The sequence below is a fragment of the Psychrobacillus sp. genome (assembly GCF_032154225.1).
Taxonomy (GTDB): Bacteria; Bacillota; Bacilli; order Bacillales_A; family Planococcaceae; genus Psychrobacillus.
In genome coordinates, this window is sequence record NZ_JALDYF010000001.1 from 151400 (window position 1) to 168704 (window position 17305).

Genomic DNA, 17305 nt, shown 5'->3' on the forward strand with positions numbered 1-17305 from the left:
TAGTTATACAGACAATAATGCGCGATCACTCGTAAGTTTCTCGCCGCGAATACGTTGGAATTCATCCATTAGTTTTGGAATCGTTAACTCTTTCTTTTCGTCTGCTCCAACTTCTAAAATAATTTGCCCTTTATCCATCATTATTAATCGATTTCCAAGATCAAGTGCTTGTTGCATATTATGCGTCACCATAAGCGTTGTTAATTGATCCTTCTCCACAAGTTGCTTTGTTAAGTTGGTAATCAATTCCGCTCTTGATGGATCGAGTGCTGCAGTATGCTCATCAAGTAGAAGTATAGAAGGCTTTGTGAAAGTAGCCATTAATAAAGAAAGAGCCTGTCTTTCTCCTCCCGATAGCATACCCACCTTCGCATTTAACCGATTTTCTAAATTTAAATGAAGCATTTCTAACGATTGCTTAAAATATTCTCTTCGCTTTTTATCTACACCTATTTTTAACGTTCTTTTTTTATCTCTAGAATAAGCTAGTGCTAAGTTTTCTTCAATCGTCATGGACGGGGCAGTACCTGACATAGGGTCTTGAAAAACTCGCCCAATAAATTGTGAGCGTTTAAACTCTGGTAGCTTAGATACGTCTTTGCCATCAATTGAAATAGTTCCGAAATCAGGAGTTAGTGCACCAGAAATCATATTCATCATCGTTGATTTCCCTGCACCATTACTTCCAATAATCGTCACAAAATCTCCGGCTTGTAGCTCTAAATTGATTTGGTCTAATGCGATTTTCTCATCTGCAGTTGCTTCATTGAAAATCTTATTAATAGATTTAAGTTTTAGCAAGATCATTCGCCTCCTGCTTTAATACTCCGCCATCAGTAGAAAGTCGTTCCGCATGGCGCTTTGCTTTTCTAAGCTTTTCTCGTCTTTTTTCTAAAACCTGAGGCAATATTAAAGCGACGATAACAATAATTGCTGTGATTAGCTTCATATCACCTGTATCGAGTATTTTCACTCGAAGCGCTAGAGCTAAAACAATACGGTAAATAATTGCGCCAAAAATAACTGCTAATGTTGTACGCATAATCGTTTTTGTTCCAAAAATCGCTTCTCCAATAATAACCGAAGCAAGTCCAATAACGATCATCCCAATTCCCATACCAATATCGGCAAATTTAGCATATTGGGCAATTAAAGCTCCTGAAAATGCTACGAGCGCATTTGAAATTCCAAGTCCAATAATTACAAAGTTATCTGTATTCGCTGAAAAACTACGAATCATTTTTTTATTATCCCCTGTTGCACGAATCGCAAGACCAACTTCTGTTTTCAAGAACCAATCTACGATGAATTTAATCAAAACCGCAATTATTGCAACGACAAAAATCGTTCCCCATGTCGATGGAACAAATTGCACGCCCATACTTTTCAAAAAATTATTAATTGTTTCATCTATCCCTAAGTTACCCCACCAACTATAAAACTTACTGAATAGCGTTTCTGCATTTAACAGTGGTATATTCGGGCGTCCAATTGAATTATCAGCAGTTAAGCCCATTATTCGTAGGTTGATAGAATATAAAGCTATCATCATTAATATCCCTGAAAGTAATGGATTGATCTTTCCTTTTGTATGCAAAACACCTGTCATACAACCTGCAAGAAATCCAGCTAATACCGCTACAATTGTTGCGATTGCTGGGTGGTATCCAAGTACAATCATCGTCGCTGCCGTTGCAGCACCCGTTACAAAACTTCCATCTACCGTTAAGTCTGGAAAGTCTAGCACTCGGAATGTAAGATACACTCCGAGTGCCATAATTGCATAAATGATTCCTTGCTCAACTGAGCCAAAAATAGCTGCAAACATGTAAGAATCATCTCCTATCTATTCAACAAATTCTGATTTCCACTCATCTTTTACTTTAATGCCAAGCGCATCAACAGTTTCTTTATTTAATACAAATCTTAAGTTTTGTGGGTATTGTACAGGAAGTTCTGCTGGCGTGCTTTCACCTTTTAAGATTTTTGCTGCCATTTGCCCTGCTTCATAACCGATATCGAAATACTCAAAGCCATATGCCCCTAGTCCGCCTCGTTTCACAGAGTCAAATTCCCCAACCATTAATGGTAACTTGTTGTCATTTGCTACAGAAATAACAGACTCAAGAGCAGAAACAACTGTGTTGTCTGTAATAATGTACAATGAATCTACTTTACCGATTAAAGATTCAGTAGCTTGTTTTACTTCTGCTGAAGTAGAAACAGATGCTTCCACTACATTCAAGCCAACAGCGTTCATTTGTTCTTTTACTGCATCTACTTGTGCACGTGAATTTTGTTCTCCTGCATTGAATACCATTCCGACATTTTTAGCACCTAACTCTTCTTTAAGGAACTTAATTGTACTTGGAATTGCATCTGGTTGAGCATCTACTGTTCCAGTTACATTCGCACCTGGTTTTTCCATCGATTGTACTAATTCAGCACTTACAGCATCTGTTACAGATGTAAAAATAATTGGAATATCTTTCGTTATACTAGCAACAGCTTGAGCACTTGGTGTCGAGTTTGCAAATATTAAGTCTGCTCCAGAGTTAACTAAGTTATTTGCAATGGTCGTATTCGCACTATTATCATTTTGTGCATTTTCTACTTGATATTCCGCTTCAATACCTGCGTCTTCAATTGCTTTTTTAAAGCCATCAAATGCAGCATTTAATGACGGATGCTCCACAATTTGCGTAACCCCTATTTTGACTTTCTTCGTTTCTTCATTTGATTGCGACGAAGAACTTTCTCCTTCTCCACAAGCAGCTAATAATAACACTGCAGCGAAACTAATACACGCAAGTTTTTTAAAGCTTTTTTTCATCTTAATCAAGCCCCCCTAGTTTAACCATACACATCAGCGATTCAACTCGCTAAAGTAACAATTTATAATATATTACACTGCAATTGATTGATAGTCAACAAGATTATAAATGTTCCGATAACTTAAATGCTATTTACTGTGAAAATATACTAAAAAATCAGGGTATATTACATATCATAAATAAAACATCGTAGCGACCCAGTTTCTGGCTCGCTTCAGACTTCACATAGGGCTATACGATGAACGGTAAAATTTTTAAAGCTTGTTGTAAGTGGCACAGCCACTTACAACAAGCTTTTTCTTCGGTCATAGTATGGCGAATGTTCGCCTTCCGCTCGCCAGAAGCTTCTGTGCCAATTAGTTAAATACTTTTGGCAATAGGAGAAGCAAGTCAGTTCTATCTACTTTGCAGGCCGCCAAAGATTCAATTTTGGCGGCTCTTTATAGGTTTTTAGAAAGTGACACTTCTACATTTGAACATACAGTGGAGAAGTAGATGACTAATTTACTTTATTCGAAAATTGTCGGTCTATTTTTAACTAAAAGTGTTGAGGAACTTTTTTCTCTTCTTAAATGAAAGAGCTTAAGTAGAAAGAACATGAATACACTCCCATAAGCAGGATGGATGTAGTGAAAAGCGGCGACACCAACGGGAGCAGCGAATGTTTTTTTGCGACGAGGAGATTGAGGCCGTGCCCGTGGTACGCGTCCGCTTGCAACGAAATCCACTCTCCCCTCTATATGTACCGTAAATCCTATGTTCATGCTACATTTTTATGTACTTTCTTTTTAAAAAGGACATTACACCTAAATATCAGATGTAATGTCCTTGTATTTTATTATTGTTCAATATTACTTGGATCCATATAAACTACTTCCCATAAGTGTTTATCTAAGTCTTGAAAGCTTCTACCATACATAAACCCTAAATCTTGCGTTTCGTTATAAACAAAAGCCCCATTCACCATTGCCTTATCCACAATATCATCAACCATTTCTTTCGAGTTAACACCAATGGCCACAATAGCTTGTGCGCTTGTTTCCGTATTTGGAATTTCTTTTTTAGTGAACCCTTTAAATCTTTCTTCCATCATAATCATTGCAAATAAATTCTCACCCAAAACAAGGCATGCCGTTTGCTCATCCGAAAACTGTTCATTGAAATTAAAGCCGATTGCTTGAAAAAATTGAACTGATTTCTTCACATCTTTTACTGGTAAATTCACAAAAATATTTTCCGCTTTAACTACCATCACTCATCACCTCACAGTTAATTTACCATTATCATCTATAGTCTGTCCACTGCTCTATTTTACTATTCATATACTTATCTGCAGCAATAAAATCTTAACAAAGGATTTACATTAGCTAGACATTTTTAATTTATACTTTAGATTAGCTTAATATGTTCTTTTTAGGGGGATTTACAGAATGGCAATCATGGGCAATGAATATGAAGATTTATTCTCATATATATTAGAAGAAAAAGCAATACAAACTGTATTTCAACCTATCATTTCCCTTCATAACGGGCAAGTGTATGGATACGAAGCATTAAGTCGGGGTCCTATAAATACTTCTTTACAAAACCCAGAAGAATTGTTCAATTATGCAATGGCTAATGGACAGCTTTGGGAGCTTGAGAATTTATGTCGGGCGACTGCATTAGAATCCGCTTTTCATTTAAAAGCAGAAGGAAAGCTTTTTCTTAATGTGAATCCAAATATTATGAACGATCCTAAGTTTAAACAAGGATTTACGAAAGAATATTTGGGTAGATTCCAAATGGACACTGACTCTATCGTTTTTGAAATCACAGAAAGAGAAGCTATTAATAATTTAAAAGACTTTATTCATACAGTGGATCATTATAAAAAACAATACTATCAAATCGCCATTGACGATGTGGGAGCCGGGCATTCTGGCTTGAACGTTATAACCGATGTTCGTCCTCATTTTATTAAACTAGATATGAAACTTATCCGCGACATAGATAAAGATCGAACGAAACAACTTCTTGTAAAAAGTTTAAGCGAATTTGCTAATTACTCTCAAATACATATAATTGCAGAAGGTATTGAAACAAAAGAAGAACTTACGACCATTATGGGCTTAGGGGTTCAATTTGCTCAAGGTTACTTCATTCAAAAGCCGCATCCTTACTTATTACCGATTCGAGCTGAACTATTATCTTTTATACAATTAGAAAGTAAAAAGAGAAATTTAGTTAGCACAAATCGTTTAACGGATACATCCATTGAACAAATTGCTACTCCTTTGCGCACTTTAGCAAAAGATATGCCTATTTCAAAGGTTAGCGCACTTATGGAGTCGAACGATTTACTACCTGGATTTTGTATTACAGACGGGAAAAAGTTAATCGGGGTTATTACGAGGAATAATCTTCATCTAAAATTTAGCGGACCTTATGGCTATAGCTTGTATAATAAAAAGCCTGTTTCCGCAATAATGAGTAGAAACTATTTAAAAGTCGATTCCTCTACTCCAATTGATGTAGTGGCTAAAATTGCGATGAAACGTGATCCTATTCATCTGTATGATTTTATAACTATCACAAAAGATGATCATTATTTTGGGGTAGTAACTGTTAAAGATTTACTTGAAAAAAGCATGCAACTAGAAATCGATTATGCCAAACATTTAAATCCGTTGTCAGAGCTTCCAGGTAATATTATGATTGAACAACAGCTTCAAAAATGTATAGATTCTTCTGCTGATTTTACAGTGCTTTATTTCGATATTGATAATTTCAAACCATATAATGATGTGTATGGCTTTGAAAAAGGAGACAAAGTAATTATGAAGCTTGCAACAATTTTAGAAGATAATCTACCAGACGATGGATTTGTAGGACATATCGGCGGAGATGATTTTATTATGATTGTTGATGCTTCCAAAAGTCGTGACTGCTGTGAAAAAATTATTTTTGCTTTTACTTCGATCGTTGAACATTTCTATCATGCACATGATTTCTTAAAAGGAAGCATCGTTTCTAAAAACCGACATGGTATAGAAGAGCATTTCTCCTTACTTACAGTGTCTATTGCTGGAGTTACAAATAAAAATAATCAATCCATTTTTGAACTATCCGAGAAAGCAAGTCATCTAAAAAAACAATGTAAACAATTTCAAGGAAGTAATTATATCCTTTCTTCTATGTAAATTTGGGCAATCTCATTCTTATGGAGTTCATGATTTCGTCAATGTCTTACTGCATTTATATGCTATGATGATAGTAGAAAATATGTTGGAGGAGGCTTTTACAGTGTTTGGTGTCATGATTTTTGGCTTATTGTTTTTCATATTAATATTCGGACTGTCCGTTTTTACGATAAAAAAAGGATATGCTTTTAAGCACACAATTGATGAGCGACCAACCCAACAGGAAAAAAATAAGTAGATAAAAATGTAGCATGACCGCAGGGTTTACGGTACCTATAGAGTGGATTTCATTACAAACGGACGCGTTCGGTGGGCACGGCTTCAGCTACTTCCCTCGCGTTGTTCAGTCCTGGGTCTTCAGCTCGGTGCTCCTGCGGTTACTTGTCGCAAAAAACCTCCGCTACTCCCTCCCGAGTCGCCGCTTTTCACTACATCTATCCTGCTCATGGGAGTTTATTCATGTTCTTTCTACTTAAACTCTTTCATGTAAGTGGAAGAGAAAAAATCATCAACACTTCTAGTTAGAAATAGACCGACAGTTTTCATACGAAGTAAATTTGTCATCTACTTTCTCCACTTTATGTTCAAATGTAGAAGTGTCGCTTGTAAAAACCTACAAAGTGCCGCCAAAATTGTATCTTTGGCGGCCTGCAAAGTAGATAGAACCGACTTATTTCTCCTATTGCCAAAAGTATTTAATCACTTGACACGGAAGTTTCTGGCGAGCGGAAGGCGAACATTTGCCATACGATGACCGAAGAAAAAGCTTGTTGTAAGTGGCACAGCCACTTACAACAAGCTTTTTAAATTTTATCGTTCATCGTATAGCCCAATGTGAAGCCTAGAGTGAGCCGGAAACTGCGTCGCTCAGTAAATGCTCGTTTTTTCTTATTTATTCTGCGATACACGGTCAACAAACGCAACGATTGATTGAACAAATTGTTCATTGTCCTTAATATTATAATACTGGCTATCTAGTTCGAGATAGGAATGCCCGGTTTCGTGTATTCGAATAAAAATAAGATAATTGAAATGAGTTTCTGCACCCCATACACGGATATTCATCCCTTGATTTGCTGGATATGGAGGAACGCCTTCTACCGTTTTTAACGTACTTCTCACAAATGTTTGCTTCTCCACTAACTGCTGAAATTCTTTTAATGCAGCCGGATCTAAAATTTCCGTATAAACTCCATTATTCCCAATTTCCACATAAAACTGTTTGGAGTCATCGATTGTTATATGAGTTTGCCTATAAAAAGAACCTAGGGCAATGAGCAGAATGATTAATACAAATATGGCACTTTGTATATGCTTTCTTTTCCTATTTTTAAACAAAGCATAGATTATAAACACAAACAAAAAAGGTACTAAAAACATGAATAACCAGATGCCTATATTAAAAAACTGGATCAATTCAACGCCCCCTTCTTCATATCTTAATATTACTACAATTAGAATATATTGATTACAAAAAAGGACTGTAAACAAACTCAAATTTTTGAGTTTATCTACAGTCTTATCACCGAAGCGTTTTTTATTATTCTGCAGTTGCAGTTGCTTTTGCAGCTTCTAGTCTTTCTTTTCTTGATAATTTTTCTTTTTTAATTTGTTTACTTCGTAATTGTCCACATGCAGCGTCAATATCTGTTCCTTGTTCCATACGCACACCACAATTAATGCCTTTGTTCTTCAATGTTTGGAAGAACAAAGCAATAGACTCTTCAGAACTACGTTGATATTGCCCGTGCTCATCTACTGGATTGTAAGGAATTAAATTCACATAAGACAAATGACGTTTATTCGCAAGTAGTTGCGCTAATTGTTGTGCTTCTGCCACATGGTCATTTACATCTTTCAATAAAATATACTCAAATGTAATACGACGATTTGTTTTCTCTAAATAATAATCAATTGCGTCCATCACTTGTTCAATCGGGAATGCTTTATTGATCACCATAATTTTAGTACGCAATTCATCATTTGGCGCATGCAATGAAACAGCAAGATTTACTTGAATATTTTCATTAGCGAAATCAATAATCTTTTTAGCAAGTCCACTTGTAGAAACAGTAATATGTCTTGCCCCAATCGCTAATCCTTTTTGATCGTTCACGACACGTAGGAAGCTCATCAAGTTCGTATAGTTATCAAATGGTTCACCGATACCCATTACTACGATATGACTTACTCGCTCGTCTTTGTTCATCTTATCTAAGTGCTCTTGCACTTTCATAATTTGCCCAACAATTTCCCCTGAATCTAAGTCGCGACTTTTCTTCAGAAGTCCACTTGCGCAGAAACTACATCCAATATTACAACCAACTTGCGTCGTTACACATACAGATAAACCGTATTTAAAGCGCATTAATACTGTTTCAATTAGATTTCCATCTTGCATTTCAAATAGAAATTTAATCGTTCCATCGGCTGATTCTTGCATAACAGATTCTTTTAAAGTTTGAATAACAAAGTGCTCCTCTAAAATAGCAAGGCAGTCTTTGTTTACGTTGTTCATCTCTTCAAAGCTCTGTACTCTTTTCACATATAACCAATCCCAAACTTGCTCTGCTCGGAATTTCTTTTGGCCTCTTTCTAGTAGCCATTCTATTAATTGATCTTTTGTAAGACCATAAATTGATCGTTTCAAGTTTATCCCTCATTTCATCCATATACAAATTGCCTATTGTATACATTCAACAATTTATTATACAGAAAGAGCGATATAAAAGATATTATTTTGTTTATTAAGAATCATTTTTTCGTCTTATGTCGCTGTGTAAATTGAACACCTGTACATTTTAATTGCAGCATTTCTTCTATTATCCCTGATAAATGTGCACCTGCTTCTACCGGCACTAGTCCACCTTTATGAATGTTTGAAATAACCGATCGATCCGCTTCTACCGTTTGCTCATTAGGTCTGTAAATAATATAAGCACTTAAGCTTTCATCCGTATTTAAACCTGGGCGTTCGCCAATAAGCGAAATGATTAAATCACAATCTAATTCTTTCGCAATTTGATCTTGCACCCATACACGAGATCTTTTCACAAATAACGGTTTAGCAACCGAAATATTTTTGAGCTCAAGCCCTTGTGTAAGTGCTGGCAATAAATCCGCCATATTTGCCGCAATCGCAGATGAACTTAATCCATCACAAATAAGTATTTGTACATTCTTCTTTTTCTCCCCATTTTGCCTTAACCACTCAATGGAAGACTCCGACAAGTTTCTCCCTGCTTCTAAGTCCATTAAATACGTTTTCATATCTTCAGCTTTTGTCGTTAAAATAGGCAATTGATGCTGTTTAATAAATTCTTCATCAACATCTTTTAATACAGCATCCTGTGCTGCTGCATGAGCAATTCGGAATTGTAAATAACTTGTCGTTCGCATTCTAGTTCCCGCTCGACCTATCCCAATTCGAGCAGGTGTAACTTGCTGTGCGCGATCAATAGATGCTTGATTAAACGCATTTGTAATACCCATTTCTTTTTCTTCTGGAAAATATATTGTATCTTCGGGAGTAGTTTTCGTTGTATCTACTTGCTTTAATTCTTTCAACACTTGTTCAACAATTGCTTCCACATTCATCTTCATTTTCAGCCCACTCTCAGTCAAAGATTGATAAATCTCCTGCTCGTTCTGTTAAACGTCCATTTTCCATAATCCCCATTTTTTCCAACCATTTTTCAAATTCCTTCAGAGGTCGGAGCCCAAACATCTCTCGTAAACTTGCATCATCATGAAAACTAGTATCTTGATAATTCAGCATTACGTCATCTCCTGCTGGAACTCCCATATAAAAGTTTGCTCCCGCTAATGCCGTTAACATGCCACCGATTTCTTGATCATTTTGATCTGCTTCCATATGATTCGTATAAGTAGGAGCAATCCCCATCGGTAAACCGTGCATTTTCCCCATAAATAAATCTTCCAAATCCGCACGTATTAATTGCCTGCCATCATAAAGCGTTTCAGGTCCAATAAACCCTGACACATTATTCACCATAAATGGCTTCCAGCGACGTGCAAATCCGTAGGTGCGAGACTCTAGCGTCTGCATGTCTACACCATGATCTGCTTCTAGTGATACTTCCGAACCTTGACCTGTTTCGAAATACATGAAATTTGGACCAGCCGATGTGCCATAGCGCTGCATCAATTCATACCCTTCATCTAATATCTTTTTGGAAACGCCGAATGCGTCATTCCCTTTTTGCGTTCCAGCCAAGCTTTGGAACATTAATGCCATTGGTGCTCCTTTTTCTACTGCTTCCATTTGCGTAGTAATATGTGCAAGTACACAGTTTTGCGTAGGAATTTTCCATTTCTCCATAAATTCATGTGACAACGTTAATAATCGCTTCACTGAATCTACTGTATCTATATTTGGGTTAATCCCTATTACTGCGTCACCAGAACCGTACGACAATCCTTCTTTAATTGAATATAAAATACCTTCTGAATGATCATTCGGGTGGTTTGGCTGACACCGAAAGGCAAGTCTTCCCGGCTCTCCAATTGTCGTATTACAGTGAGCTTGGTATTTCATTTTCTGCGATGCCATGACAAGATCGATGCTCGACATTAGCTTAGCAACCCCAGAAATCATTTCACTCGTTAAACCTCTACTTAATTGTTTTAGCTGATCCTCGCCAGTTGTAAAGCTTAGTATGTAATTTCGAAGTTCTCCAACTGTCCAGCTACTAATACTTTTATAAATAGATTGACTCATATCATCATAAATAATTTTCGTCACATCATCTATTTCATATGGAATAACTGGATTTTCATAAATATCTTTTAAAGTAAGCTCGCTTAGTACAACTTTCGCCGCCATTCTTTCTAAAGACGAAGTAGCAGCCACCTTTGACATAATATCCCCAGATTTCTGTTCACTCGCTTTTGCCAATACATCTTTCACACTTGTAAATTGATAATGTTGTCCTCTTACAACACAAGATAATTTCATCATTTCCCCTACTCTCTGTTTAAATAAAAAAACGCCCGAATATCCCATAATTGCTTACAGGAAATTCAGGCGTCTTTGCCAATTATTTATTTATTCTTTTATTATAGCAAACAAAAGAATAGAAAGAAATAATTATCTGACATTTCAACTTTTTAGATTCTTGGGTGTTGAGGCTCATTCATATATGGAGAGATAACATCTGCCTGTAGTGTAGAATGAGGTAAAGCAACAAAAACACCTGCTATTAATACATAGCCTACAATTACAAATTTTAAAGCCCACTTTTTCATGTTTATACCTCCATTTGTTTAGTTAAAAGTATATAAGGAACTACTTCTAACTAAACTATAGTGTATAAATAGAATCACTTGTATTGGGAAATTTTATATTATTTCAAAATCCAAAACACCTAAAATATTCATTTAACGGATAAATTATAGTTATTTATGTAAAATGATCTATTTTTAACTCAAATTCATAAAAATATTCAGAAAAGTATTTGTAATTTATCACTTTTCCAAACAACAAATTAAACATTGGGAAAATTCTGCACATAGAAAACGCATTTGCAAAAGTTTGCAAATGCGCTTATTTTCTTCTAATTATTCTTTATCATGTAGTAGTGCAAGCTTAAAATATTTACTCGACTTCTCAAAGTTTCCATTGGATTCATAAAATGTAGCTACTTGATAAGCGCAACGCTTCACTTTTTCATTTTCCCTTAGCTTTTGAAAAGATGGCATCGAAATATTTTCTAAATAAGAAATAAACGACGACTCTGAAACTGTTAATTCTACATACGATAGCTCTAAACGCGATCTATTTGGTGCTGAATAAGTTGGTAAATATTCTAATGCTTCTTCTACTAATTCTAAAGCTTTTTGCGAATCTTTTAATATATTATAAATTTCAATAATAGATAACAATGTACTAATGTATATATCAGTTCCCTTTTGCTTCAAAGAAAGACTTTTATTATATTGGGCAATTGCATCCTCATATTTCTCTTGACAGTAATATAAATAGCCAAAGTTATGAAAATTTCGTGCAGCTATATCTTGTTGGTTAAAATATTCTGCTTGCGTTTGAATATTCATAAAAAGCTCTTCTGCTTTTTTATAATCAGCAATTCTAGTAAAGTTAATCGCTTGAATGATCTTCGTTTCCAAGTTTCTAATGAAATTATTATTTTTACTAAAAAACGAAATTGATTTTTCACTATAATAAGTAGCCATTGTTGCTTGACCGAGTGAACTATGAACAAGCGCCTTATGGTAGTAATACTCATAAACTCTATGTTCATATTCAACTGCAAAAGGTTCTATTTCATTGAACATTTTAAGGGCTTTCCAATTTTCTTGTTTAATCATCCACAGGATTCCTGAAAAATATGTCATTAAAAAGCGCTCATATTGTGAAAATTTCGTTTGTTGTTGTTGAAGCCACTCCATTAGTTCATATGCTTCTGTTACTTGATAATTGGACAAATGATACCTAAAAATAAGTAAATAATATTCATAAACTAAAGGTGTGCAAATGATATATTCATGTTTTTCCGATAATTTCTCATACATATTAGCCATTTGTTCTTTATTATAATTCACGATAGAATCATAAAAGGTTTTCAAGCTATTGCTAATCGAAGCAATTTCCTCTTTTTCATTTGAAATGGAAATACCTAAACGCTCTGATAGCAACTGAAGTGTTTCATTGCTTACTTCTTTGCTATTATTTTCGATTTTGCTGTAATGTGTGATAGAGCAAATATCTTTGCACACTTGTTCTTGGGTCAATTTTTTCTTTTTGCGATGATAATATAATATTTTCCCCACAATCAAAAATATCAGCTCCCCATTAATTAGTTTCTATGCCATTTTCACGAATCCAGTCACTATAACTACCAACATACAATTTCACATTTTCATAGCCTGCTTCTTTTAGACTCGCATATAATGGGGCAGCCGTCACACCACTACCGCAATATGCAATAACAGGTTTGGTTGGATCTGATACAAGCTGAAGCTTCTCCTTCAATGCATCCTGAATTAGAAACTTACCATCTGCTTTTAACTGCTCCCAATCAAAGTTCACGGCAGTTGGAATATGACCAGCTATTTTATCAAGTGGCTCACTTTCCCCACGAAAACGTATATTAGAACGAGCATCGACTAGCTGTCCAACTTGCCCGCCAGAAATAATTTGTCGAACACCCGCCATATCAACATAAATAGAATCATTCCAAGCAGGAATCGTATCTGTCGCTGAAATTGATGGTGCAATCTCGGATACTGGAAGTAAATTTCTCAGCTCGCTGTATCCTTCACGAAGTACATGAATATCCGTAAAGCCCGCCCAGTCCAATAAAAAATAAGCACGCAAAGCAAATGGTGATGCACCTTGATCATAAATAACAATCGTATCATCCAACGTTAGTCCCGCTTGCTGAACAAGCGTTGTCATTTTCTCTTTTGAAATCATCGGATGACGACCTTCATCGCTCGTCATGTCCGATAAATCACGTTCTAAATCCCAGTAAATAGCCCCTTCAATATGCTCAGCATCATACATTTGACGACCTGTTTCTGAATTCCCCAGTTCAAAACGTGCGTCTATGAAGCGTATATCTTTTTTCCGCAAATCTTTTTGATCAATAAACACGACACCCATAACCGTATCCCCTTTATAGTGAAATTTGTTTATAAATTTCTTTCCATTTCAACAGCATTTCCTCTTGCTCAAGCAATTTACGTTCTGCATCAATTTGTGCAATTGATTCATTTAAACCTAATAATCGAACGGCTTCTGCTTCCACATCTGCATACTGATCTACCCATTTGCTTAATCTAGCTTTTTCTTTATTCAAATAGATTTCTGCATCCACTTTTGTTTGCTCAGATAATGCATCACGCAATTTTTCTTTTTCATTTTTCTCGAAAAATGATTTCGTATTTTTAAAATAGGATTTAACATTTTCATACTTAGTAACTTCCGTAAAAGGACCAACAAACTCGAGCAAATCTCGATTGCTGTTTTCATGCGGTGTAAATGTAAAACTAGTATTCAAGTCCTTTAATGCACGTACTTCTTCTTTTTCCACTTGCATCACTTGTTTTTGGATAAACTGCAACACACGGAAATTCGTTACACGCATCTCCTGCTCTAGGTCAAAGCTAAGCATTTGCAAAATATCTTTTAACGCAAATTCTAAAGCTGCACTTGGTGATTTATTTGTAAATAAAGATGGGTTATATGCTTCTTTAAAGAATTCATTAAAACGATAATATACTCGCTGCAACACGTAGTATAAAAGCGTTTCAAGCTCTTGGTTAGCTTCTTTTGCAATCAGCGTAGATTTCGATACAGCTAGTCGTTTTCGAACCGCCTGCTCCTGTCCACGTAATTCTAAAATTCGTGCATCTTTACGAGCTAAGTTCGCTTCCGTTTGTTCGATTAATGTAAATAATTTCGTTTGTTGACGGGTTGCTTCCTCATCTAATGAAGTAACAGCAATTTGTTTTAAATCTTTTTCTAAAAATCGGTGGAATGCTTCTTCAAACTGAGCCATTCCCTCATGTACTTGTCGATTTTCTACTTTTTCTTTCAATCCTTGCAAACTGGAAACACCGTATACTCTCGGGAAACGAATACCAAAACGTTGAAGCTCATCTTGGACATATTGCTTCACAAGTGTTGCTTCCTCGTCATTTTCCGCCAAATCAATCGCATTCACAACGAAAAACATCTTATCAAGCTCAAATGCATCTTTTACTCGGCCAAGTTGTATTAAAAACTCACGATCAGCTTTCGCAAACGCATGGTTGAAATACGTTATAAAAAGAACTGCATCTGCATTTCGAATATAATCAAATGCAACACCAGTATGTCTTGCATTAATCGAATCTGCTCCAGGTGTATCCACAAGAGTCACACCAAGTCGCGTTAGTTCACAATCATAATAAAAATCAATCACATCAACAAAACAACTTTTCGATTCCTCTGCTACATACTCAGCAAATTCTTCTCCAGTTACACGCAATACTTCTCCAAATCGATTTTGGAAAGTAGGATATCCTTTATAAAATGCTGTAATAAAAGATTTATGCACTTCTTCTACTACAGACTGTTTCATAACGCCTGGTGCTTGATCGAAAGCTTCTTCCAGTGAGTGAACTTCGATTCCTAATTGGCTATAAGCAAATGCAACATCTGCTAATAATTGGTCTTTCTTTTTTAATGTAACATCAGCCATATTATGCGGATGCTGCGCTGAAATTGGATGTATTTTATTGATTGTGGCAGTTGTTGGGTTTGGTGAAACAGGTAACACATTAGCACCCATTAAAGCATTCGAAAAACTTGATTTACCAGCACTAAACGCCCCGAAAAGCGCAATCGTAAACTGTTGATTTTCTACGCGTAATGCTTTTCGTTTAATAACACTAGCAGCTTCTTTAAATGCTGGCAGCACATTCAACAACTCACCAATTTTGTTTGCACGATTTAGTACAGCATCTGATGAAAGTAAGACTTCGTCAGACATAACAGCTTCTTCTGTCTCTGCTTGCGTTACTTGTTCTTCTTCCACCATTTCCGTTTCATCGTATTCTGTAATCGAATTTTGGAAATCATTTCGTTCATTTTCCCACACTAGCATCAGCTGATCTCTTTCTTTTCTTACATCAAGGGAAGGTGTTTTCGTCGTCTTGTCAAACTCAGCTAGCTTCGCATCTATTTCCTCCAAAGCTCGAATCGCTAATATTTTTTCTGTTAATAACTGATTTTTTTGCGCTACACGTTCGGTTTCTTCTAGTGGATTTTCTTGTATAAATTGAATCGTTTGCTCTTTCCATCCATCCGTTTCACGAATGAAAAAACGATTTACTGCATCTCGTACTCTATTTGCATAATGAAGAATCGCATCACCAGTAGTACTCGCGCCATCATGTAATGGCTCACGAATAAGTGAATCTGATATAATTATTTGCTGCTCGTCAATTTCTGTTGTGCGTTCAGCTGTTAAAAGAGAAACGTCTTTTAACATTCCTTTCATCAACTGCTTTACATGTATCGTAATATTTGTAGAGATTACTTTTTCTAATAAGTGTCTAGCATCTTCGACTCTTCTTAAGCGTTCATCTTCAGTTTTCTTTTTACTTCCGATAAACCCAACTTTAAACGAGCTTTGCATACTCTCTGCAAACAATTTTAATGCATCTCTCATTTCATAAGGCATAATCGATGCATTTTCTAGAATTGCTTTACGTTGATCTTCAAATTCTTTTTTCCACGCCCCAATATCTTGCAGCGCTGTATACTTCTCCGATAGCTCTAGCTGCTCTTTAATATCTTCTTTATTTTCCCATTCTTCCACCGTCAGTTGGTCTTCAAATGTTTCTAAACATCCTGCTTTTTCATCTTCTAAAAAGTTTTTATGCTCGTCTGCCAGCTTCTCCAAAGTTGCTTCCGAAGACGTAAGCAAATATTCTTCCTTGTTTTGTATAGACTGTAATACAATTTGGCGTACTTTTGGAAAATCATTATGTATAAAATTCGGTTCTTTTAATGAGGTAAAAAATATTTCTTTTGGCTCAACTGCCCATGCTCTAAATGCATCTGCAACCGATTGTTTGAATGCTTCAAACGAAAGCTCTTCTTCCCGATGCTTATCCACTTGATTGACAATTAAATATACATTTTCATTATAATGAAGCAATTGCTTTGTAAATTGAAAATTAAGCTCGGATTGCACATGATTATAGTCCATTACGTAAAACACAATATCCGCAAGATGCAGAGCAGATTCTGTTGACACACGGTGAGCATCATCTGTCGAATCAACACCTGGAGTATCCATCACTGAAATGCCCTCCGGCAAACTCGAAGTAGCATGACCTATTTCTATTTGGGATACTTTGCTGCCATCTTTCGAATACTTTTTCACAAGTTGAATATCATATTCTCCTGAAAACTTTACAGGTGCACGGTCAACAAAATGAACCAGCGCATAATTTTCTTCGGTTTTTTTAACCGTTACAATATTTGCAGAAGTTGGAATTGGGCTCGTAGGTAATAATTGTTCTTCCACTAGGCTATTGATCATACTCGATTTCCCTGCTGAAAAATGCCCTGCAAAAGCAATGGTAAAAGTACCTTTTTCGAGTTTATCTGCAAATAATTTAGCCTTCGCTAAACGTTCCTCGTCTTGATGTTGGTCAAATAATGTAGCAAGTAACGCATTTTGTTCTTTTATCGTTTGAAGTTTAGTTGTATTCATCATTTGAAAAAAAATCTCCCTTAGCTAATTCAGAATT

14 protein-coding genes are annotated in these 17305 nt (G+C 35.9%); 2 read left to right on the plus strand and 12 right to left on the minus strand.

What is annotated here, in order from left to right; genetic code table 11:
* Window positions 1–3: 3 nt before the first annotated feature.
* From RUH95_RS00765 to RUH95_RS00780, 4 genes are all read right to left on the minus strand, one after another.
* Window positions 4–801, minus strand: coding sequence for an ABC transporter ATP-binding protein (locus RUH95_RS00765; RefSeq protein ID WP_313890907.1), 798 nt, complete (start codon window positions 799–801; stop codon window positions 4–6).
* A complete protein-coding gene (locus tag RUH95_RS00770) occupies window positions 788–1828 on the minus strand; it encodes an ABC transporter permease (RefSeq protein WP_313890908.1) in 1041 nt (346 codons plus the stop codon). The genes RUH95_RS00765 and RUH95_RS00770 overlap by 14 nt, the downstream gene beginning before the upstream one ends.
* Window positions 1829–1846: 18 nt before the next feature.
* Window positions 1847–2833: an ABC transporter substrate-binding protein gene (locus RUH95_RS00775; protein ID WP_313890909.1), complete on the minus strand. Its 987-nt coding sequence runs from the start codon at window positions 2831–2833 to the stop codon at window positions 1847–1849.
* A gap of 839 nt (window positions 2834–3672) precedes the next feature.
* The gene (locus RUH95_RS00780; protein ID WP_313890910.1) at window positions 3673–4086 is read right to left on the minus strand and encodes a VOC family protein; all 414 of its coding nucleotides are present in this window, start codon (window positions 4084–4086) and stop codon (window positions 3673–3675) included.
* Window positions 4087–4264: 178 nt separating this feature from the next.
* Between RUH95_RS00780 and RUH95_RS00785 the strand changes: the two genes are divergently transcribed.
* Window positions 4265–6016, plus strand: a complete 1752-nt coding sequence (locus RUH95_RS00785; protein ID WP_313890911.1) for a GGDEF domain-containing protein — start codon at window positions 4265–4267, stop codon at window positions 6014–6016.
* Between the two features lie 103 nt (window positions 6017–6119).
* Window positions 6120–6254 carry a YtzI protein gene (gene ytzI / locus RUH95_RS00790; protein ID WP_313890912.1) on the plus strand — a complete coding sequence of 45 codons (135 nt, stop codon included), beginning with the start codon at window positions 6120–6122 and terminating at the stop codon, window positions 6252–6254.
* A 650-nt stretch (window positions 6255–6904) separates the two neighbouring features.
* Here ytzI and RUH95_RS00795 read toward each other — a convergent pair.
* The 8 genes from RUH95_RS00795 to RUH95_RS00830 form a co-directional block, all read right to left on the minus strand.
* On the minus strand, window positions 6905–7432 hold the full coding sequence (locus RUH95_RS00795) for a hypothetical protein (RefSeq protein WP_313890913.1): 528 nt from the start codon (window positions 7430–7432) through the stop codon (window positions 6905–6907).
* Between the two features lie 124 nt (window positions 7433–7556).
* Window positions 7557–8666, minus strand: coding sequence for a dual-specificity RNA methyltransferase RlmN (gene rlmN, locus RUH95_RS00800; protein WP_313890914.1), 1110 nt, complete (start codon window positions 8664–8666; stop codon window positions 7557–7559).
* Window positions 8667–8770: 104 nt separating this feature from the next.
* Window positions 8771–9619 (minus strand): ethanolamine ammonia-lyase subunit EutC, encoded by an 849-nt coding sequence (eutC, locus tag RUH95_RS00805; RefSeq protein WP_313890915.1) that lies wholly within the window; start codon window positions 9617–9619, stop codon window positions 8771–8773.
* Window positions 9620–9632: 13 nt separating this feature from the next.
* Window positions 9633–10994 (minus strand): ethanolamine ammonia-lyase subunit EutB, encoded by a 1362-nt coding sequence (locus RUH95_RS00810; RefSeq protein WP_313891504.1) that lies wholly within the window; start codon window positions 10992–10994, stop codon window positions 9633–9635.
* Between the two features lie 152 nt (window positions 10995–11146).
* Window positions 11147–11284, minus strand: a complete 138-nt coding sequence (locus RUH95_RS00815) for a hypothetical protein (RefSeq protein WP_313890916.1) — start codon at window positions 11282–11284, stop codon at window positions 11147–11149.
* Between the two features lie 312 nt (window positions 11285–11596).
* Window positions 11597–12826, minus strand: coding sequence for a helix-turn-helix domain-containing protein (locus RUH95_RS00820; protein WP_313890917.1), 1230 nt, complete (start codon window positions 12824–12826; stop codon window positions 11597–11599).
* Window positions 12827–12848: 22 nt separating this feature from the next.
* Window positions 12849–13661 carry a sulfurtransferase gene (locus RUH95_RS00825; protein WP_313890918.1) on the minus strand — a complete coding sequence of 271 codons (813 nt, stop codon included), beginning with the start codon at window positions 13659–13661 and terminating at the stop codon, window positions 12849–12851.
* Window positions 13662–13674: 13 nt separating this feature from the next.
* Window positions 13675–17271, minus strand: coding sequence for a dynamin family protein (locus RUH95_RS00830; protein WP_313890919.1), 3597 nt, complete (start codon window positions 17269–17271; stop codon window positions 13675–13677).
* Window positions 17272–17305: the final 34 nt, after the last annotated feature.

Excerpts from the sequence above, each read along its gene's own strand:
- RUH95_RS00815 (WP_313890916.1), bottom strand. The coding sequence starts at position 11,284 with ATGAAAAAGTGGGCTTTAAAATTTGTAATTGTAGGCTATGTATTAATA.
- eutC (WP_313890915.1), bottom strand. The coding sequence starts at position 9,619 with ATGAAGATGAATGTGGAAGCAATTGTTGAACAAGTGTTGAAAGAATTA.
- RUH95_RS00825 (WP_313890918.1), bottom strand. The coding sequence starts at position 13,661 with ATGGGTGTCGTGTTTATTGATCAAAAAGATTTGCGGAAAAAAGATATA.
- RUH95_RS00770 (WP_313890908.1), bottom strand. The coding sequence starts at position 1,828 with ATGTTTGCAGCTATTTTTGGCTCAGTTGAGCAAGGAATCATTTATGCA.
- RUH95_RS00830 (WP_313890919.1), bottom strand. The coding sequence starts at position 17,271 with ATGATGAATACAACTAAACTTCAAACGATAAAAGAACAAAATGCGTTA.
- RUH95_RS00780 (WP_313890910.1), bottom strand. The coding sequence starts at position 4,086 with ATGGTAGTTAAAGCGGAAAATATTTTTGTGAATTTACCAGTAAAAGAT.
- RUH95_RS00775 (WP_313890909.1), bottom strand. The coding sequence starts at position 2,833 with ATGAAAAAAAGCTTTAAAAAACTTGCGTGTATTAGTTTCGCTGCAGTG.
- RUH95_RS00810 (WP_313891504.1), bottom strand. The coding sequence starts at position 10,994 with ATGAAATTATCTTGTGTTGTAAGAGGACAACATTATCAATTTACAAGT.
- RUH95_RS00785 (WP_313890911.1), top strand. The coding sequence starts at position 4,265 with ATGGCAATCATGGGCAATGAATATGAAGATTTATTCTCATATATATTA.